Genomic DNA, 18488 nt, shown 5'->3' on the forward strand with positions numbered 1-18488 from the left:
CGCTCATCCGCTTTCAGACTCGATATGGATATCCAGCAAGCCAGCGCGCTCACGTCGAGCGCGATCACCGCGTCGATCCCGCTGATGTTCGCGGGCGCCGGCGAACTCGTCGCCGAAAAATCGGGCGTACTCAATCTTGGCGTGGAAGGGATGATGCTGATGGGCGCCGTCAGCGGCTACGCGGTCACGTCGATCACCGGCAGCCCGTGGCTCGGCGTGCTCGCCGCGATCGGCGCCGGTCTCGCGATGTCGCTGCTGTTCGCGTTCCTCACGCTGACGATGCTCGCCAACCAGGTCGCGACCGGCCTGTCGCTGACGATCTTCGGCATCGGGCTGTCCGCGTACGTCGGCAAGCCGTACACGTCGGCGGCGGTGCGCGCGACGATCGATACGTGGACGATCCCCGGGCTGTCGAACATCCCGGTGCTCGGCCCCGCGCTGTTTACCCTCACGCCGCTCGATTACCTCGCGTTCCTGATGTTCGCCGCGATCGGCTGGTTCCTCTATCGCACGCGCGCGGGACTCGTGCTGCGCTCGGTCGGCGAATCGCCGCAGGTCGCGCATTCGGTCGGCTTTCCGGTGGTCGGCGTGCGCTATGGGGCGGTCGCGTTCGGCGGCGGCATGGCGGGGCTCGCGGGCGGCTACTATTCGATCGTCAATCTGCACCTGTGGCAGGAGAACCTGACCTCGGGCCGCGGCTGGATTGCGCTCGCGCTCGTGGTGTTCGCGACGTGGCGCCCTGGGCGACTGCTGATCGGCTCGCTGCTGTTCGGCGCGGTGACGGGGCTGCAGTTCTATGCGCAGGCGATCGGTGTGCCGGTGCCGACGCAGTTTCTCGCGATGCTGCCGTACGTCGCGACGATCGTCGTGCTCGCGCTGATCTCGCGCAATCCGAACACGATTCGCCTGAATGCACCCGCGTCGCTCGGCAAGCCGTTTTTCTCGGCGGGCTGACGGCGACACAGGTCCTTTATCGATCCGCTCAACACTATTCGCTCATTACGACAGGGAAAAAAACATGAAGAGAAGAAATCTGCTGACCGCTTTCGCTTGGGGTGCGGCGTCGCTGGCGCTTGCGGCGCCGCTCGCGCAAACCGCGCAGGCCGCTGACGTGCCGGGCGTCGCGTTCGTCTATCTCGGCAATCCGGGCGATGCCGGCTGGACCTTCGCGCACGATCAGGGCTCGCGGGAAGCCGAAGCGAAGTTCGGCAACAGGATCAAGATCACGCGCGTCGAGAACGTGCCCGAATCGGCCGACTCCGAGCGCGTGTTCCGCGATCTCGCGAACAAGGGCAACAAGATCATCTTCGGCACGAGCTTTGGCTACCAGGACTTCGAGCTGAAGGTCGCGAAGGACTTCCCGGACACCATCTTCCTGCACGCGACCGGCTACAAGAAGGCGCCGAACTTCGGCACCTACGACGTGCGCATGTACCAGGGCGCGTACCTGGCCGGCGTCGCCGCGGGCTACGTGACGAAGAGCAACACGCTCGGCTTCGTCGCGTCGGTGCCGATTCCGGAAGTGGTGCGCAACATCAACGCATTCACGCTCGGCGCGCGCTCGGTGAATCCGAAGGTGCATACGAAGGTGATCTGGATCAACAGCTGGTTCGATCCGGGCAAGGAAAAGCAGGCCGCCGAAACGCTGATCGGCCAGGGCGCCGACGTGCTGCTGCAGAACACCGATTCGAGCGCGACGCTCGCGACCGCGTCGGAGAAGCACGTGCACGCGTTCGGCTGGGATTCGGACATGAAGAAGTTCGGTCCTGATGCGCATCTCGGCTCGGTCGTCGCGCACTGGGGCGTGTACTACAGCGCGGTGATCCAGCAGGTGCTCGACGGCAAGTGGACGAACGCTCCGGTGTGGTGGGGCATTCCGCAGAAGGCCGTCAACCTCGAGGACCTGAACACGTCGGCGATTCCGGCCGATGGGCAGAAGCAGGTTGCCGCGAAGCGCGACGAACTCGCGAGCGGCAAGCGCGACGTGTTCACGGGCCCGATCAAGGATCAGTCGGGCACGGTGAAGGTGCCTGACGGCAAGACGCTGACCGATCCGGAACTGCAGCGCCTGAACTGGTACGTGGAGGGTGTCGACGGCTCGCTGCCGAAGTAAATCGGGCGGTCCGTTGTTGAAAAAAAGCTGCGTCCAGCCCCGCCTGGACGCAGCTTTTCTGTTTGCGGCTTGCGCGTGGCAACGGGCAAGCGTGTCGTGCGGTCGCCGCTCAGTCCTCGATGCGCAGGCCGACCTTCAGCGTTACCTGCCAGTACGCGACCTTGCCGTTCTCGATCTGGCCGCGCGTTTCCGTGACCTCGAACCAGTGCAGATTGCGCAGCGTTTCCGACGCTTTGGCAATCGCGGTGGTGATCGCGTCGTCGATCGATTGCTTCGACGAACCGGTCAGTTCGATCTTCTTGTAAACGTGTTCTGACATGAGTTCCTCCTTGGTGTGCGCCGCTGGTCAGTAAAACGCTGCTCGGAAACGTGCATGGAAAAAAGTATAGGCAACGGTTCGCGCAGTCCGACGGACATATGCGTCCTCGCCAGCGCAATCGTCTGCGCGGCGGATCAGACGTCGCCGCTCGAACCATCGATACTGCACATCGCATGCCCGGTATCGCGCGACGTCAGCGCCTGGCGCGGTCGCTATCATCTGTACGCAACATAAGCGATTCAATCTGATAACCGACGAGATTCGAACGTGGAAACTGGTTTTCGCGGCCCCGGCCTGATGGGCGCGCCGATGATCCGGCACCTGCTGCGCGCGGGTCATAGCGTGCATGTGTGGAACCGCACGCGAGCCAAGGCCGAGGCCTTGCGAGCCGAGGGCGCGCACGTCGTCGATACGCCGCGTGAGCTGGCCGCGCGCGCTGGCGCGGCGGGTGGCGGATTTCGGCGAGGCGGGCGGGGGGCGGACGGCGCGACGGGGGAGCGCCTACGAGACCGGCACGCCGATGCCGGTCGCGTCGACGGTCCAGCAATTGCTGCGACTGGGTGCCGCGATGGGGCTCGCCGACGCGGATTTTTCGGCCTTCATCGACATTCTGCAGACGCCGCGCGGCGGCTCGAGCGGGTGACGCGGGCCGCGCCGGAACAACTGTCCGGTTGAAATCTCCAAACCTGCTAAAATATTAGGTTTTTCGCCGATATCACATTCAAAGGGACGCGCTGTGCTGTCTACTGCCAATATCACCATGCAATTCGGGCCGAAGCCCCTCTTCGAGAACATTTCGGTCAAATTTGGGGGAGGGAATCGCTATGGCCTGATCGGTGCGAACGGCTGCGGTAAATCCACCTTCATGAAGATTCTCGGTTCGGATCTCGAGCCCAGCTCGGGCAACGTGATGCTCGAGCCGAACGTGCGTCTGGGCAAGCTGCGCCAGGACCAGTTCGCGTACGAAGACGTGCGCGTGCTCGACGTCGTGATGATGGGCCATGCCGAAATGTGGGCCGCGATGACCGAGCGCGACGCGATCTACGCAAACCCCGACGCGACCGACGACGACTACATGCACGCGGCCGAACTCGAAGCGAAGTTCGCCGAGTACGACGGCTACACGGCCGAAGCGCGCGCGGGCGAGCTGCTGCTCGGCATCGGCATCGCGATCGAAGACCACAACGGCCCGATGAGCAACGTGGCGCCCGGCTGGAAGCTGCGCGTGCTGCTCGCGCAGGCGCTGTTCTCGAAGCCGGACGTGCTGCTGCTGGATGAGCCGACCAACAACCTCGACATCAACTCGATCCGTTGGCTGGAAGATGTTCTCAACCAGTACAACTCGACGATGATCATCATCTCGCACGACCGGCACTTCCTGAACCAGGTCTGCACGCACATGGCCGACATGGACTACGGCACGCTGAAGGTCTATCCGGGCAACTACGACGACTACATGCTCGCCAGCACGCAGGCGCGCGAGCGTCAGCAGGCCGCCAACGCGAAGGCGAAGGAGCGCGTGGCCGATCTGCAGGACTTCGTGCGCCGCTTCTCGGCGAACAAGTCGAAGGCGCGCCAGGCCACCAGCCGTCTGAAGATGATCGACAAGATCAAGATCGAGGAATTCAAGCCGTCGTCGCGGCAGAACCCGTTCATCCGCTTCGAGTTCGAGAAGAAGCTGCACAACATCGCGGTGGTCGCCGACAGTATCTCCAAGAAATACGAGCGCTCGATCTTCAATAACTTCAGCATCAGCGTGCAGCCGGGCGAGCGCATCGCGATCATCGGCGAGAACGGCGCGGGCAAGACCACGCTGCTGCGCTCGTTGCTCGGCAATCTGCAACTCGACCACGGCACGGTGAAGTGGGCGGAAAACGCCAACGTTGGCTACATGCCGCAAGACACGTACGAAGAGTTTCCGGGCGACGTCACGCTGATGGACTGGATCGACCAGTACCGCAAGGAAGGCGACGACGAGCAGATGGTGCGCGGCACGCTCGGCCGGCTGCTGTTCAATGCGGACGACATTCGCAAGTCGGTCAAGGTGCTGTCGGGCGGCGAGAAGGGCCGCATGATCTGGGGCAAGCTGATGCTGGGCCGCCACAACGTGCTGCTGATGGACGAGCCGACCAACCACATGGATATGGAGTCGATCGAGTCGCTGCAGATCGCGCTCGACAAGTTCGACGGCACGCTGATTTTCGTCTCCCACGACCGCGAGTTCGTGAGCGGCCTCGCGAACCGGATCATCGAAGTGAAGACCAATGGCACGCTGAACGACTTCGGTGGCAACTATGAGGACTTCCTGACGAGTCAGGGCGTGCAATAAGCGCCTGGTTGCTGGTCTTCAGCTATTCCCAAAGGCCCACGCTGGCAGTTTGCCGGCGTGGGCCTTTTTTGCTTTTGGTGGCTATCCGGCGCCCCAGGCGAACATGCGTTCACAGTGAAGACCGCGCAATGATTCGATCGCGACAAGCCCGGACTAATGCCGGCTCGACGCAAGCCGTCGAATCACCTCATCCAGCTTGGCCATAGGGCGAACCTTTCCTTGAAGCGCCTCGCTTGCAGGCTTCGCCGCTCTCGCCGTAGGGTGCCGCACGAGTTCGTGTAGAGGCCGCATCGGGTGACTGAGCAACGCGCTTTCCGCTTCCCGCCCAAGCGCAACGAACCGTACGGTTCGAGGGAACAGGCTGATGAAGTCGGCCAGAATCTGGCCCGTCGCATGTAGCTCGTGATTCGTTGGGCGGCGATTGCTCTGGGCATCTTCGTCCGCGAACGGATGAAACGGGAACGCATTCCATAGCGCAAACTCAGTCGGTCCGAATCCATTGGCAAGCATCGTCTGCCAGACGACCGAGGCGGTTCTCTCATAGACCCCGTAGTCGCGGTCCGTCATTCGAGACAGCGCATCACGGCAACTGGTGCGGGCTGCCGGGCCAGGGAGGTAGTCCGGTAGTGGGCTGTGGTCCGATCCCGTGGCGAAGCTGTTGAGCTTCGTATCGTTGCCAAGCAGAATCCGCTCGGAGGTCATCGCGATGCCTGTGAAACGCCCGCCGCGGCAGCTCAGCGCCTCCGCAATCAGGATGATCTCGATACTCCTTTGGCGGGCTTGCAGGTAGGCCGCAAGTTGTTGCTGGCGAATCCGCGGCGCGTTGATGCCGGGCTGATCGCGCTCATCGGTCTCGGACCATGGATTGAACACGTTCGCCATGCGGCGCCATTCTGCGAGGCACTGAACGAAGTCCTTGGCGGTGGTCATGTAGCCGAAGTTTTGCGAGGCGTTTTCAGGTTCAGTTGCGTCGGGATCTGAAGCGTCTATGGCCGCGAGCCGGCTCTGTCCAACGTATAGCACGTTGCGTAACGCGACCCTCGGTCGCAGCCCGACAATTGATCCGCTGATCGTCGGCGTCGGCATGCGCTTCTGATGCTCGCATCAGAAAACGTGGACCATAAAAAATGCCGGGAGGTCCCGGCATTTTTTATGGCCGCAACCGGCATCAACGCTCAAGCGCGCAACGAACACCCTCACACCTTGTCGTTCTGAAACCGCATCGCCGTGCCTTCCCGTTCGATCCGAGTCCAGATCGCGCGCTTTTCCTCGTCGCTCAGAAACACCCAGTTCGACACTTCGGTGGCGGTGCGGCCGCAGCCTTTACAGACCTCGTCGAAGAGCGTGGAGCAGACGCCGATGCACGGGCTGTCGGGAAGATCGTGGAGATTCGAAGTCATCGGAAACCTTGAGGCGGGGAGGCGAAGTCCCGCTATGTTAACCGATGCGCGCCGTGCGCCTTGCATGCGCCGCTCAGCGTCGTGCGAACTTCATGTCAATTGCGCTGACCTTTGCGTCTGCAATCACGCCGAAGTCGCCAGTTGCCACATCAGCGCGCCATTGAGCGCAATGATGAACGCCGCCGACAGCCATGACAGCACGAGCGGCACGCCGTGCACGCGCCAGCCGCGCATCAGCGCCGCATCGGACGCGCAGCGGATCAGCGGCACGACCGCGAACGGCAATTGCAAGCTCAGCACGACCTGGCTCGCGACCAGCAACTGATTCGAGCCATGCTGACCGAACACGCCCACCGCGAGCAGGGCCGGCCCGATCGCGAGCGCACGCGTGAGCAGCGCGCGTTTCCAGCGCGGTAACCGCAGCCGCAGGAAGCCCTCCATCACCGTCTGACCGGCCAGCGTGCCCGTGACGGTCGCGCTGAGTCCGCACGCGAGCAGCGCCGTCGCGAACAGGATGCCGGCCCAGCGGCTGCCGACGAGCGGCGCGATCAGCCGATGCGCATCGGCCAGATCGGTCACGTCGCGATGACCGCTGGCATAGAACACGGCCGCCGCGACGATCAGCAGCGCCGCGTTGATCACGAACGCGAACGCAAGCGAGCCGAAAGTATCGAGATTGACGACGTGCAGCGCGGCCTTGATCTGCGCGTCGCTGCTGTCGGGCGCGTGATGCTTGACGAGCGCCGAATGCAGATACAGGTTGTGCGGCATGACCGTCGCGCCGACGATGCCGGCCGCGAGCCACAGCATGCCCGCGCTTCTGATCAGCTCCAGGCTCGGCGCGGTGCCGGCGAGCGCCGCGTGCCAGTCGGGTCGCGCGAGCGCGAGCTGCACGACGAAGCACAGGCCGACGAAGCCGATCAGCGCGGCGATCACCGCCTCCAGCCTGCGGCCGCCTTTCTGCTGGAGCGCGAGCAGCGCGAAGGTGCAGGAACAGCGTCGCGCGCCGGCCATTGCGCTCGCGGCACAATTGCGCGAGGTCGCGCCCGGTCACGACGCCGAGGCGCGACGACAGCCATTGCATCAGCATCCCCATCAGGCTCGACAGCAGCACGATGCCGAGCAGGCGGTAGCCGTAGCCCGCGCCGGCGCTGAGCGCGGTCGCCCAGTTGCCGGGATCGATATAGCCGACCGCGATCAGCGCGCCGGCGCCGAGGAACGAGAACCAGTGCGCGGGACGCATCGGCTCGCCCGGCAGGCGCCGGCGCCGGTCGGGACGCATCGCGAAAGGATTGGTGTTCATCGTGCCAGAGCTTGTGGGAAACGCATCCTGTTGCAAGTCACATGCCCATCGCACGCGCGCAGCGGCTGGCCGGCCATCGCGCGACGACGTCGCGCAATACGCATCAAAGGATCATGATAGGAGCATTCGAGCCGTCGTGGCGGCGCCGCGGCGCATGAAAGGCGCGCCGGACGCCGACGCGGCTCTGCACCGGCAAGCACCGTCCGGCACTCGCGCGCGCCAGAGCGGCGCACCGCCCAGGTGCGAGCCAACGCCGACCTGACAACCAGATAACGGCGACGCGATGAAACCCTCGCAACCTGTGCCCAGCGCGGATAAAGCGCGGCCGACGACCGCGTATTTTTCGGTAGACACGGGCCGATAACCCGTTAAAATTGCGCCCATTTTGCAAGGGTGCGGCCAGAGCCTGTACCGTTTGCGCGACAGCTCCGGGTTTTTTTTTGTGTGGGCAATAATTGGTGGTAGTTTTCGGGGTTTTCAGGGGACCGTGCGGGCGACGGCGCGGCTTGAGTGACGAGAGGATCGGAGAACGGGATGAACAAGCGGATAGTGGGGCATATGGCGGCGCTGATCTTGTGCGCGGCGCCGTGGTTGACGGCCGCTGCGAAGGATACGCAGCTCAACGTGTATAACTGGTCCGACTACATCGCGAAGGACACGATACCGAACTTCACCAAACAGACCGGCATCCAGGTCAAGTACGACAACTACGACAGCGACGACACGCTGCAGGCGAAGCTGCTCGCCGGCAATTCGGGCTACGACATCGTCGTGCCGACCAGCAACTACGCGGGCAAGCAGATCGCCGCGGGCATCTTCGAGCCGCTCGACAAATCGAAGCTGCCGAACCTGAAGTACCTCGACCCGTCGCTGATGGCGCTCGTCGCCGGCGCCGATCCGGGCAACAAGTACGTGGTGCCCTGGGCGTACGGCACGACCGGCCTCGGCTACAACGTGACGAAGGTCCAGCAGATCCTCGGCAAGGACGCGCCGCTCGATAGCTGGGACATCCTGTTCAAGCCGGAATACATCTCGAAGCTGAAGGCCTGCGGCGTGTCGGTGCTCGACGCGCCGGACCAGATGTTCGCAGCTGCGCTGCACTACATAGGCAAAGACCCGATGAGCACGAACCCGGCCGACTACCGCGCCGCGCTCGCGATGCTTAAAAAGATCCGCCCGTACATCACCCAGTTCAACTCGTCGGGCTACATCAACGACCTCGTCGGCGGAGACATCTGCTTCGCGTACGGCTGGTCGGGCGACGTCGTGATCGCCAAGCATCGCGCGATCGAGGCGAAGAAGCCGTATAAGATCGAGTACTTCGTGCCGAAGGGCGGCGCGCCGGTGTGGTTCGACGTGATGGCGATTCCGAAGGACGCGAAGCACAAGGAAGCCGCGCTCGAGTGGATCAACTACATCGAGACGCCGCAGGTGCACGCCGCGATCACCAACGCCGTGTACTACCCGAGCGTCAATATGGAAGCGCGCAAGTACGTGGACAAGGACGTCGCGAACGATCCGGCCGTGTACCCGTCGCCGGAAACCATCAAGACGCTGTTCCTGTTGAAACCGCTGCCGCAGGAAATCCAGCGGCTGCAAACGCGGCTGTGGACCGAGTTCAAGTCCGGCCGCTAAGCGCGACAACAAACAGATAAGCAGCCTATGAAGCCCTCGGTGTTCACCGGGGGCTTTGTTCGTCAAACGCCGGAGTGAAGCAGCATTATGATGAGTAGTGACCAGCCGGGCGCGCTGGCCGGGACGGCCGCGCCGTCGACGGGCTCGAACGCCGTGACGGGCGACGCAGCGGAGCAGTTCATCCAGATCGTCGATGTCGTGAAGAAGTTCGGCGAGACCGTCGCGGTCAAAGGGGTCAATCTGACGGTGAAGAAGGGCGAGCTGTTCGCGCTGCTTGGCAGCTCGGGCTGCGGCAAGTCGACGTTGCTGCGCATGATGGCCGGGCTCGAAACCGTGACGTCGGGCAAGATCCTGATCGATGGCGAAGACCTTGCGCAACTGCCGCCGTATCGCCGGCCGGTCAACATGATGTTCCAGTCGTATGCGCTCTTTCCGCACATGACGGTCGAGGCAAACGTGGCGTTCGGCCTCAAGCAGGAAGGCGTGCCGAAGGCCGAGCTGAAAGACCGCCTGCACAACGCGCTCGAACTCGTGCAGATGGGCCGCTTCGCGAAGCGCAAGCCGCATCAGCTGTCGGGCGGGCAGCAGCAGCGCGTTGCGCTCGCGCGCTCGCTCGTCAAGCGGCCGAAGCTGCTGCTGCTCGACGAGCCGATGTCGGCGCTCGACAAGCAGATCCGCCAACGCACGCAGATCGAGCTCGTCAACATTCTCGACCAGGTCGGCGTCACCTGCATGATGGTCACGCACGATCAGGAGGAAGCGATGACGATGGCCAACCGCCTCGCCGTGATGAGCGAAGGCCAGATCGTGCAGCTCGGCACGCCGCATGAAGTCTACGAGTACCCGAACAGCCGTTTCTCGGCGGAATTCATCGGCTCGACCAATCTGTTCGAAGGCCGCACGGTCGAGGACGAGCCCGATCACGTGTTCATCGAAACGCCGGATCTGACCTGCCATTTGCACGTCAATCACGGCATCACCGGTCCGCTCGGCATGCCGGTGACGATCTCGGTGCGCCCCGAACGCATCGCCCTCACGCGTAAGCCGCCGGAGGGCGCCTACAACTGGGGCAGGGGCGTCGTCACGAATATCGCGTACATGGGCGGCTATTCGCTGTATCACGTGAAGCTCGACGGCGGCAAGACCGTGATCGCGAACGTGACGAGCCTCGCGCTCACCGAAATCGATCCGCCATCCTGGGGCGACGAAGTCTACGTGCGCTGGAGCGCATCGGCCGGCGTGGTGCTGACGTCATGAAAGAGGCGCTTTCGTCGTTTTTCGCGTGGCCCGTGCGGCGTCTGAAGTTCAGGGGACGCACCGCGGTGGTGGCGGGGCCGTTCATCTGGCTGCTGCTGTTTTTCCTCGTGCCGTTCCTGCTGGTCGTGAAGATCAGCTTCGCCGATTCGCAGCTCGGCATTCCGCCGTACACGCAGCTCGTCACCTTCGCGGAAGGCGCGCTGCACATCACGCTGGATCTGTCGCACTACGCGTTTCTGTTGACCGACAGCCTGTACTTCGCGACCTATGTGAATTCGGTCGTGGTCGCGGCGATTTCGACCGTGCTGTGTCTGCTGATCGGCTATCCGATGGCGTACTACATCGCGCGCTCCAATCCGGCCACCCGCAATCTGCTGATGATGGCCGTGATGCTGCCATTCTGGACCTCGTTCCTGATCCGCGTGTACGCATGGATCGGCATTCTGAAGAACAACGGGCTGCTGAATAACTTCCTGATGTCGGTCGGCCTGATCCATTCGCCGATCGAGCTGTATCACACGAACACGGCGGTCTACATCGGCATGGTCTATTCGTACCTGCCGTTTCTCGTGATGCCGCTGTACGCGCATCTCGTGAAAATGGACCTGACCTTGCTGGAAGCCGCCTACGACCTCGGCGCGAAGCCGTGGAAGGCGTTCTGGCAGATCACGCTGCCGCTGTCGAAGAACGGCATCATCGCGGGCTGTCTGCTGGTGTTCATTCCGGCGGTCGGCGAGTACGTGATTCCCGAGTTGCTCGGTGGCGCGAACACGCTGATGATCGGCCGCGTGATGTGGAATGAGTTCTTCGACAACGCCGACTGGCCGATGGCGTCCGCCGTCACATGCGCGATGGTGTTGCTGCTGCTGGTGCCGATGGCGCTGTTCCAGCATGCCCAGGCGAAGGCATTGGAGGAGGGCCGCCAATGAAGCCGAATCGCATGCTGCAGCTGATCGCTCTGGGCATCGGCTTTCTGTTTCTGTATATCCCGATCGTCAGCCTCGTCGTGTATTCGTTCAACGAATCGCAACTGGTGACGGTGTGGACCCGCTTCTCGACGCGCTGGTACGCGGCGCTGTTGCAGGACGGCGAGCTGATCACGTCGGCGTGGCTGTCGCTGCGTATCGGCCTGCTCACGGCGTTCGCGTCGGTGATCATCGGCACGTGGGCCGGCTTCGTGCTCGCGCGCATGGGGCGCTTTCGCGGCTTCACGCTGTACACCGGCATGATCAACGCGCCGCTGGTGATCCCCGAAGTGATTCAGGGCATCTCGCTGTTGCTGCTGTTCATCGAAATGGCGCGCTGGATCGGCTGGCCGGCCGAACGCGGCATCTTCACGATCTGGATCGGTCACGTGATGCTGTGTATTTCGTACGTCGCGATCATCGTGCAATCGCGCGTGCGCGAACTGCATCCGTCGCTCGAGGAAGCCGCGCTCGACCTCGGCGCGACACCGCTGCGCGTGTTCTTCTTCGTCACGCTGCCGCTGATCTCACAGGCGCTGGTGTCGGGCTGGCTGCTGTCGTTCACGCTGTCGATCGACGACCTCGTGCTGTCCGCGTTCCTGTCGGGTCCCGGTTCGACGACCTTGCCGCTCGTCGTGTTCTCGCGCGTGCGACTTGGTCTGAATCCGGAGATGAATGCGCTCGCGACGCTGTTCATCGCGGTCGTCACGGTCGGCGTCGTCGCGGCGAACTTCTTCATGCAGCGCGCGGAGCGCAGGCGGGCCGTGATGGCGGTTTGAGCTTGCGCGACGCGCGGGCATCGCGCGCGACGCGTGATCGAACTGGAAATCGCGGCCCTCACTTCTTCTGACGATAGCGATGATCGAGTCCCTTCTGCGCGTGCTGGACTGGCAGCCGCTCTATCGGCTGTGGGAACTGATCGTGATCATCGTGAAGTTTCTGTGGGAGCTGTTGCAGTTGCTGAGCGGTGGCGGGTAACGAATGCGCCGGCCCATGCCCGCGGCGCCGGATTGCCATTGTGCGGACTCAACGCGCGAAGCGGTAATCCTGCGGCCGCACGCGGCGCGTACGCTTGCGAAAGCTGAACGTGAAGCCGGGCCAGATCGCGGTGACTTTGCCGCTCTGCGTTTGATACCAGCTGTGGCAGCCGCTCGTCCACACCGCGTGCCGCATCTCCTGTTGCAAACGAGCGTTGAAATCGCGCTGCACGTCGGCGCGCAAGGTCATCGTGCGCGCATTCTGTTTGCGCAGCACGCGCAGGCAATCGCCGATATATCGCAGTTGCGACTCGATCATGTAGATCATCGAGTTATGGCCGAGCCCCGTGTTCGGGCCGACGATCATGAAGAAGTTCGGGAAGTTCGCGATGCTGGTGCCGAGATAGGCCTCGGGGCCATCGCGCAGCCATAGCGTGCTGAGGTCGGTGCCGTCGAGGCCGGTCACTTCGAACGGCGCGGGCACGTCGTTGACCTGGAAGCCGGTGCCGCAGATGATCGCGTCCGCGTGGTGGTGCACGCCGTCGTCGGTCACGATGCCATCCGCGACGATCTCGCGGATACCGCTCGTCACGACGTCGACGTTCGGCTGACAGACGGCCGGGTAATAGTCGCTCGACAGCAGCACGCGCTTGCAGCCGAGCCGGTAGTTCGGCGTGAGCTTCGCGCGCAGCGCCGGGTCCTTGACGCGTCGCTGCAGATAGCTGAGACCGAACTTCATCGGCATCTTCATCAGCTTCGGATTGACGACGAACGCGATCCCACGCGACTCGAGCTGCCAATAGATCGCGCTGCGAACGAAGCGCTGCGTGAACGGCAGCGTACGGAACAGCCATTGCGCGCGCAGGCCGATCGGCTTGTCGCGCTTCGGCATCACCCACGGCGCGGTGCGCTGGAACAGAGCCAGATGCGCGACGCGCGGCTGGATTTTCGGCACGAACTGGATCGCGCTCGCGCCGGTGCCGATTACCGCGACGCGTTTGCCGTCGAGCGGATAGACGTGATCCCAGCGCGCCGAATGGAACAGCTTGCCCTCGAAACGTTCGATGCCGGCGATGCGCGGCAGCGCGGGACGCGACAGCGGACCGTTCGCGGCGATCAGCACGTCGGCCTCGACGATTTCGCGCGCGCCGTTCGTGTCGAGCTCGACGAGCCAGATCTGCCGCGCTTCGTCGAAGCGCGCGGCGCTCACGTTCGCATTGCAACGCACGTAGCGATCGACGCCGTACTTGCGTGCACAGTGCTGCAGATACGCGAGAATTTCGGCCTGGCTGCTGAACGAGCGCGACCACGCCGGATTCGCCTCGAACGAGAACGAATAGAGATGCGAGGGGACATCGCAGGCCGCGCCGGGGTAGGTATTGTCACGCCACGTGCCGCCGATGCCGCTCGCGGCCTCATAGACCGTAAACGACGTGATGCCCATTTGCTGCAGACGGATGGCCATGCCGATGCCGGCAAAGCCACTGCCGACGATCGCAATGCGCAGCGCGGTGGATGAAGCGGAAGGGGCAGGCGTCACGGCGGTCTCCGGCACGGGGCGAAAGCGGCGGGTGAAACGATAGCGGCTACGGCGCGCTGGACTCGCGCGGCGCGACGGGCAGGGGCGAAATCGCGCGTCTACAGCTGTCTACACACGGCTTAACGCGCAGGGTAGACAACTGTACACATCGCGTCAAGATCGTTTAGAGTGCAGCTATTAAACGCGCATACCGCGCGACGATTGAACGCACGATGACGACCGTCCCCGAAGCAGCGTCCGTCGCCGGCCCGGAGTTGCCGCCCGGCAAGCGCAAGCTGATCGAGGCCGCGCTGCGGTTGACCGCCGGCGGCCGCAGTTTCGCGAGCCTCGGCTTACGCGAACTCGCACGCGAGGCGGGGCTCAATCCGAACACGTTCTACCGCCATTTCAGCGCGCTCGACGAGCTTGCGCACGAAGCCGTCGTCTCGGTGAGCCGACGGCTTCGGCCGATGCTGCGACGCGAGCGCTGGCTCGCCGCGCACGACGAACCGCACAGCGTGCCGCGGCGCGCGTGCGTCGCGTTTTTCGCGTTCGCGCTCGCGAACCGCGAGGCGTTCCTGAGCGCGCTGGCCGAATACCACGGCACGTCGCCGGCTTTGCGCGAAGCGGTGCGGGCGAACCTGCACGAGGTGTCGGCGGAGATGGCGGACGACGTCGTGCAGCTCGAATTGATGCCGCGACTCGCGCGCGAGACCGTCGACGAAGTCTGCACGCAGATCGTGCTGCAACTGTTTCATCTATCCGCTGAATACATCGATGCGAACGCCGCGCGCCGCGACGCATTGATCGATTACGCGGAACGTTTCATCGTGCGGCTGTTTGCGGGGGCGGTCGTGCTCGCGCAGCACGAGGGTAGCCAGGCGGAGTCGGCGCGGGCCTGACCTGAACGAAGGCGGTACACAAAACCGGCAGGCAAAAGACAGGCTCCGCGAAGGAGCCTGTCTTTTCATTCGACGCGGATCGATCGGGTTCGATCAGGTATCGGTCCAACCGCCGGAATCGTCGTTGCTGCCCATGTCGATGCCGCCGCTGCCGTCATCGTTCCAGTCGTTCGAACCCTGACCGAAGTCGAGGCCGCCGCCGTTTCCGCCGTCGTCGCCGCGCCGGCGCAGTTCGTCGGGGTCGACGACCACGTCGCGCTCGACTACGCGGTCACGCCCATGACTGAGCGCCTCGCCAAGCAGCACGCCGGTCAGCAGGCCGCCCATGCCGCCACCCATGCCACCGCCTTGCTGCACGATGACCTGCGGCTGCTGCTGATAGGGACCCTGTTGCGGATAAGGCGGTTGCGGGTTGCCGAAGCGCTCGGCCTCCTGCGCGTACGTCGATTGCTGAGCGCTGCCCACGGACGCGGCGGTCGGATCGGGCCGGCCGTCGGCGCGCGCGCGCAGGCTCGCGATGCGCTGCTCGAATTCGTCGAGTGCATAGGGCGGCAGCGGATTCTTGCCGTTCGACAGCGTTTCGACGGCGCCGCGCAACTGTTCTTCGGTCGCTTCGACGTCTTTCTCGAGCAACTCGTGACCCGGCGCGGTGGATAGCTTCACGTCGAGCTTGATCGAGCGCACCATGTTGAGCATGTCGGTGGCGCGCTTCAATTGCGCGCGGCGGTCCTCGTCGGCGCGCGTGTCTTCCTGGCTGCGCGCGCGGCGCAAGGTCCAGCGCAGCACGAGCGCGATCACCGCGATCAGAACAATGATACCGATCCACATACCCACCCCCGGACCATGCCGTTGTTGCGCTTGCGACATCATCGCCGACTGTTGCTGCACAGCAGGCGCATTCTGCTGCGCGAACGGATTCGCGGCGTGACGGGTGACGTTGCCGCCCGCGCGTTCCGCGTCGCGGCGCAGGCGCGCTTCGGTTTGCGCGAAGCGGCTCGGGTCGGTGAAGCGGACCTGCGGATCGAGTGTCTTTGCCTGTTGGAGCTGCGCGAGCGCGTCGGCGGAACGGCCTTCGCGATCGAGCACCTGGGCGTACAGATAGTGCGCGTGTGCGTTGTTCGGATGCGCTTGCAACACTTCGGTGAGGCCGGCGTCGGCCTGCTGCCAGTTGCCCTGCGACATCGCCGATTCGATTTGCTGGGCGGTCGGCACCGCGAACGCCGCGGCCGACACGAGCAGCAGCGAAGCGAAGGCGGTTGCGAAAAGTTTTTTCATTTGCGGACCGGGCGGGACGCGCCCGTCTCCATCAGTCGATTGCGGTGGCTGCCTGTGGCGGCCGGTATGCCGGTGCGTTCAGAAGCGAGCGCACCGCCATGTACTGCTACTGCAGTCATTGCTGCGTGTACTTGCTGCGAGGAAGTACACGCATCCGGCATTTACTGCGCCGGCGTATTGAGCTGCTTCTTCAGCGCTTCGAGCCGATCGTCGACGGACGGGCCGCGGTTCAGATCCGCGAGCTTGTCGTCGAGCGCCTTGCCGCTTTTTTCGTCGGCGGAGTTCAGACGTGCGTCGGAACGCGCGTTCGACAGCGCGACTTTATCTTCGAGCTTCTGGAAATCCTCGGACAGGTTCTTGCCGCCGATGCCGCCGAGTGCGGTGGCCGCGGTATCTTTTGCCTGCGCGATCTGCTGCTTGGCTTGCAGGATGTTCGAGCGCGCGTTCAGGTCGTTGCGGCGCGTGCGCATGTCCTCGATCTGGCTCTTCAGTTGCGCGACCGACGGCTCCAGCGAAGTCAGTTCTTTGGTCAGCGCATCGCGTTCGGCTTCGGCCGTGGCCTGCGCACTGAGCGCTTCACGCGCGAGCGCTTCGTCGCCGGACTGCAGCGCACGGCGAGCACCGTCTTCATACTTCTTCGCCTTGTCCGCGGCAACATCGCGCTTGCTTTGCTGGGTGGCGACCTGCGCCTGAATCTCGATCAGCGAGTTTTCGGCCTTGCCGATGCTGTCGTCGAGTTCGCGCACGATCTGGCGCGAGTCGCGCGACGGATCCTGCACCGAATCGGCCGCATCGTTCAAAAGACCTTTGAGCGTGCGCGAAATGCTGTCAAAAAGCGACATGAAAACCTCCAGAGAATGTGAGCGGCGCCGACGATGCGTGCGCGCCTGACTGCCTTGAACTACTGCTACTTTACGCCGCCGTGCGCCATGCTGCGCAACGTTCGGACCGGAGTTCGGGGCGCACTTGCCAATTGCAATAGCGCGGTCCGTTTTTGTTGAGGCGCAATGCCGGTTGAGGAATGCCTGGATGATGGAAAGCCGCGATGGGCATGGACTTGACGGCGGATCATGGACTTGACGGCGGATATTACACCACCGGCTGTCTTAAAGATGGCTTAATCGATGCGGCTACCCGAAGGCTCGAACGATGCGCGAAAAGCCGCTGTTTGCGGGTGTGGGCGGGCGTTACCGAGCGGCGTTTCACGCAGGTGTCACTGATGTAACGATATGCAACGGGGACCCGTTGCGTACGCTCGCCTGCATCGCTCGGATGCAGTGATTGCGGCTCGGTGCGCAGTAATTTTCCGTCACGCTTTGCGTCACGCGAAACGGCCGCCTTCGGCGCTCGGGTCGCTGTGCGGTTCGTCTTCGTCGGAGTCCTGGTCGTTGGGACGGCGCTTGAGTGAGTTGCGCAGACGCGCCGACGTGCCGGGCAGCCGTTTCGACGCGGCGTTGTCGATTGCGTCCGCTTCGGCGTTTTCCGCGTTTTCGGCGGCTCGTGCTGCCGTCAGACGCGCGACGGCTTCGGCGGTGGCCGCGGCCTGTTCGTCCTGCTCGGCGGCGAGCGCGGCGGCGACGCCCGCGGGAAGCAGCGGGGCGGGGGCATCCACAGGGTCGGTCACGGGAGCGGGACGACCGGCTTGCTGCATCGAGGGCGAAGCCACGGCATCGGCCGCGCCGGCAGCCGCCGGAGCCGCCGCGTCTTTCTCATCCGCTTGCAGCGCTACCGGCAGCGCGGCGCGCGCATAGCGCGTACCGCGCGCGACGCGCTGCAGCGCCGCGTTCAGCGGATCGGGCGCGCGCGGCGCGCGCAGCCGGTCGACGATGCTCGCGGCCTTGACCTGTTCGCTGGTCGCGCCGAAGCTCAGCACCGCGCGCCGCATCAGTTCACTCACGCTGATGCCCAGATCCTCGGCAGTCGCGGTGATCGCACGTTTCTGCGCGGTCGTGACGAATACGACGATGCGCTCACTGGGCTTGGACATGATCGACTCGCAGTCTTGTTAGCATGGGCGGATCGGCGCGTGCCTTCGGATACGGTGTCGGAACCCGTCATCGGAACTGCCGTTGGATCCCGCCGTTGGGGTCCCCATCGCGCGCATCGAGGGACGCGCGCGGGGTTCATCATATGACGAGTTGCGCCGCCACGGAACAAGCGCGGTGCGAAAATCCCGTGGCATCAATGAGTTGTAGTGTTTGCGGCCGGTTTGTCCACAGCCCTTTCAACAGAAAATGTTGATAACCCCGCATAAGCTGCGCGTCGCGCGCACGCTGCAATGCGCGCTGCGCGAAATTACAGACCCTTACCAGGAAAAGGCGGCCGGCAAAGGGAATTCTTACAAAAAAACTGCCTTGGACCGCTGCCGATTTCTTTAAAATGCGCTGTTACGTTGCGCCGGACATGGTCCGTGGCGTGCCGTGCGGCCGGCCGGGGGCAAGGTCCGCAGGGCGGCGTACGTCCCTGCCAGGATGTCGAACACGACCCATGCGCG

At 63.9% G+C, this 18488-nt stretch carries 16 protein-coding genes and 2 pseudogenes; 10 read left to right on the top strand and 8 right to left on the bottom strand.

Annotated features, from left to right (window positions below):
- The first annotated feature begins 24 nt into the window (after nucleotides 1-24).
- Together F6X37_RS04880 and F6X37_RS04885 are read left to right on the top strand one after the other, a co-directional pair.
- Nucleotides 25-954, top strand: a complete 930-nt coding sequence (locus F6X37_RS04880) for an ABC transporter permease (RefSeq protein ID WP_090800507.1) — start codon at nucleotides 25-27, stop codon at nucleotides 952-954.
- Nucleotides 955-1018: 64 nt separating this feature from the next.
- A complete protein-coding gene (locus F6X37_RS04885) occupies nucleotides 1019-2113 on the top strand; it encodes a BMP family ABC transporter substrate-binding protein (RefSeq protein ID WP_187610507.1) in 1095 nt (364 codons plus the stop codon).
- Nucleotides 2114-2222: 109 nt separating this feature from the next.
- On the opposite strand, the gene F6X37_RS04890 is transcribed toward F6X37_RS04885, so the two are convergent.
- The gene (locus F6X37_RS04890; RefSeq protein WP_184049245.1) at nucleotides 2223-2432 is read right to left on the bottom strand and encodes a dodecin; all 210 of its coding nucleotides are present in this window, start codon (nucleotides 2430-2432) and stop codon (nucleotides 2223-2225) included.
- A 267-nt stretch (nucleotides 2433-2699) separates the two neighbouring features.
- On the opposite strand from F6X37_RS04890, the pseudogene F6X37_RS36690 reads away from it, so the two are divergent.
- The 3 genes and pseudogenes from F6X37_RS36690 to F6X37_RS04900 all read left to right on the top strand — a co-directional run.
- Nucleotides 2700-2870 (top strand): annotated as a pseudogene (locus tag F6X37_RS36690) (NAD(P)-binding domain-containing protein); the annotation flags it as partial.
- Entirely contained in the window at nucleotides 2851-3075 is a 225-nt protein-coding gene (locus tag F6X37_RS04895; protein ID WP_262419810.1) for a hypothetical protein, read from the top strand. The pseudogene F6X37_RS36690 and the gene F6X37_RS04895, both read left to right, overlap by 20 nt.
- Before the next feature lie 93 nt (nucleotides 3076-3168).
- A complete protein-coding gene (locus F6X37_RS04900; protein ID WP_090800503.1) occupies nucleotides 3169-4761 on the top strand; it encodes an ABC-F family ATPase in 1593 nt (530 codons plus the stop codon).
- A gap of 153 nt (nucleotides 4762-4914) precedes the next feature.
- Here the strand turns inward: F6X37_RS04900 and F6X37_RS04905 are convergent, their stop codons facing one another.
- The 3 genes and pseudogenes from F6X37_RS04905 to F6X37_RS04915 all read right to left on the bottom strand — a co-directional run bounded on the left by F6X37_RS04905 (nucleotide 4915) and on the right by F6X37_RS04915 (nucleotide 7464).
- On the bottom strand, nucleotides 4915-5847 hold the full coding sequence (locus tag F6X37_RS04905) for a uracil-DNA glycosylase (RefSeq protein ID WP_262419804.1): 933 nt from the start codon (nucleotides 5845-5847) through the stop codon (nucleotides 4915-4917).
- Between the two features lie 110 nt (nucleotides 5848-5957).
- Complete coding sequence (locus F6X37_RS04910) at nucleotides 5958-6161, bottom strand: DUF1289 domain-containing protein (protein WP_090800501.1); 204 nt, start codon at nucleotides 6159-6161, stop codon at nucleotides 5958-5960.
- A gap of 123 nt (nucleotides 6162-6284) precedes the next feature.
- A pseudogene (locus F6X37_RS04915) lies at nucleotides 6285-7464 on the bottom strand (Nramp family divalent metal transporter).
- Between the two features lie 534 nt (nucleotides 7465-7998).
- On the opposite strand from F6X37_RS04915, the gene F6X37_RS04920 reads away from it, so the two are divergent.
- From F6X37_RS04920 to F6X37_RS04935, 4 genes are all read left to right on the top strand, one after another.
- Nucleotides 7999-9099, top strand: coding sequence for a polyamine ABC transporter substrate-binding protein (locus F6X37_RS04920; RefSeq protein ID WP_187610508.1), 1101 nt, complete (start codon nucleotides 7999-8001; stop codon nucleotides 9097-9099).
- 90 nt (nucleotides 9100-9189) lie between these two features.
- A complete protein-coding gene (locus tag F6X37_RS04925) occupies nucleotides 9190-10356 on the top strand; it encodes an ABC transporter ATP-binding protein (RefSeq protein WP_187610509.1) in 1167 nt (388 codons plus the stop codon).
- On the top strand, nucleotides 10353-11285 hold the full coding sequence (locus F6X37_RS04930; RefSeq protein WP_184056787.1) for an ABC transporter permease subunit: 933 nt from the start codon (nucleotides 10353-10355) through the stop codon (nucleotides 11283-11285). Before F6X37_RS04925 ends, F6X37_RS04930 begins: the two co-directional genes overlap by 4 nt.
- Nucleotides 11282-12100: an ABC transporter permease subunit gene (locus tag F6X37_RS04935; protein WP_090805341.1), complete on the top strand. Its 819-nt coding sequence runs from the start codon at nucleotides 11282-11284 to the stop codon at nucleotides 12098-12100. Before F6X37_RS04930 ends, F6X37_RS04935 begins: the two co-directional genes overlap by 4 nt.
- Nucleotides 12101-12347: 247 nt before the next feature.
- On the opposite strand, the gene F6X37_RS04940 is transcribed toward F6X37_RS04935, so the two are convergent.
- Nucleotides 12348-13838: a flavin-containing monooxygenase gene (locus tag F6X37_RS04940; RefSeq protein WP_187610510.1), complete on the bottom strand. Its 1491-nt coding sequence runs from the start codon at nucleotides 13836-13838 to the stop codon at nucleotides 12348-12350.
- Nucleotides 13839-14050: 212 nt separating this feature from the next.
- Here F6X37_RS04940 and F6X37_RS04945 point away from each other — a divergent pair, with 212 nt between their 5' ends.
- The gene (locus F6X37_RS04945) at nucleotides 14051-14719 is read left to right on the top strand and encodes a TetR family transcriptional regulator (protein ID WP_187610511.1); all 669 of its coding nucleotides are present in this window, start codon (nucleotides 14051-14053) and stop codon (nucleotides 14717-14719) included.
- 93 nt (nucleotides 14720-14812) lie between these two features.
- On the opposite strand, the gene F6X37_RS04950 is transcribed toward F6X37_RS04945, so the two are convergent.
- The 3 genes from F6X37_RS04950 to F6X37_RS04960 form a co-directional block, all read right to left on the bottom strand.
- The gene (locus F6X37_RS04950) at nucleotides 14813-15994 is read right to left on the bottom strand and encodes a tetratricopeptide repeat protein (protein WP_187610512.1); all 1182 of its coding nucleotides are present in this window, start codon (nucleotides 15992-15994) and stop codon (nucleotides 14813-14815) included.
- Between the two features lie 161 nt (nucleotides 15995-16155).
- Nucleotides 16156-16836 carry a PspA/IM30 family protein gene (locus F6X37_RS04955; protein ID WP_090805336.1) on the bottom strand — a complete coding sequence of 227 codons (681 nt, stop codon included), beginning with the start codon at nucleotides 16834-16836 and terminating at the stop codon, nucleotides 16156-16158.
- A 479-nt stretch (nucleotides 16837-17315) separates the two neighbouring features.
- Nucleotides 17316-17981 (bottom strand): hypothetical protein, encoded by a 666-nt coding sequence (locus tag F6X37_RS04960; RefSeq protein ID WP_187610513.1) that lies wholly within the window; start codon nucleotides 17979-17981, stop codon nucleotides 17316-17318.
- Nucleotides 17982-18488: the final 507 nt, after the last annotated feature.

Origin of the sequence: Paraburkholderia sp. 31.1, from assembly GCF_014397645.1 — a bacterium.
Classification (GTDB): domain Bacteria; phylum Pseudomonadota; class Gammaproteobacteria; order Burkholderiales; family Burkholderiaceae; genus Paraburkholderia; species Paraburkholderia tuberum.

What these genes read in the sequence shown, in the direction of transcription:
- F6X37_RS04930 (WP_184056787.1), top strand. Translation starts at nt 10,353, where the DNA reads ATGAAAGAGGCGCTTTCGTCGTTTTTCGCGTGGCCCGTGCGGCGTCTG.
- F6X37_RS04950 (WP_187610512.1), bottom strand. Translation starts at nt 15,994, where the DNA reads ATGAAAAAACTTTTCGCAACCGCCTTCGCTTCGCTGCTGCTCGTGTCG.
- F6X37_RS04905 (WP_262419804.1), bottom strand. Translation starts at nt 5,847, where the DNA reads ATGCCGACGCCGACGATCAGCGGATCAATTGTCGGGCTGCGACCGAGG.
- F6X37_RS04945 (WP_187610511.1), top strand. Translation starts at nt 14,051, where the DNA reads ATGACGACCGTCCCCGAAGCAGCGTCCGTCGCCGGCCCGGAGTTGCCG.
- F6X37_RS04925 (WP_187610509.1), top strand. Translation starts at nt 9,190, where the DNA reads ATGAGTAGTGACCAGCCGGGCGCGCTGGCCGGGACGGCCGCGCCGTCG.
- F6X37_RS04885 (WP_187610507.1), top strand. Translation starts at nt 1,019, where the DNA reads ATGAAGAGAAGAAATCTGCTGACCGCTTTCGCTTGGGGTGCGGCGTCG.
- F6X37_RS04910 (WP_090800501.1), bottom strand. Translation starts at nt 6,161, where the DNA reads ATGACTTCGAATCTCCACGATCTTCCCGACAGCCCGTGCATCGGCGTC.
- F6X37_RS04890 (WP_184049245.1), bottom strand. Translation starts at nt 2,432, where the DNA reads ATGTCAGAACACGTTTACAAGAAGATCGAACTGACCGGTTCGTCGAAG.
- F6X37_RS04920 (WP_187610508.1), top strand. Translation starts at nt 7,999, where the DNA reads ATGAACAAGCGGATAGTGGGGCATATGGCGGCGCTGATCTTGTGCGCG.
- F6X37_RS04955 (WP_090805336.1), bottom strand. Translation starts at nt 16,836, where the DNA reads ATGTCGCTTTTTGACAGCATTTCGCGCACGCTCAAAGGTCTTTTGAAC.
- F6X37_RS04880 (WP_090800507.1), top strand. Translation starts at nt 25, where the DNA reads ATGGATATCCAGCAAGCCAGCGCGCTCACGTCGAGCGCGATCACCGCG.
- F6X37_RS04960 (WP_187610513.1), bottom strand. Translation starts at nt 17,981, where the DNA reads ATGTCCAAGCCCAGTGAGCGCATCGTCGTATTCGTCACGACCGCGCAG.
- F6X37_RS04935 (WP_090805341.1), top strand. Translation starts at nt 11,282, where the DNA reads ATGAAGCCGAATCGCATGCTGCAGCTGATCGCTCTGGGCATCGGCTTT.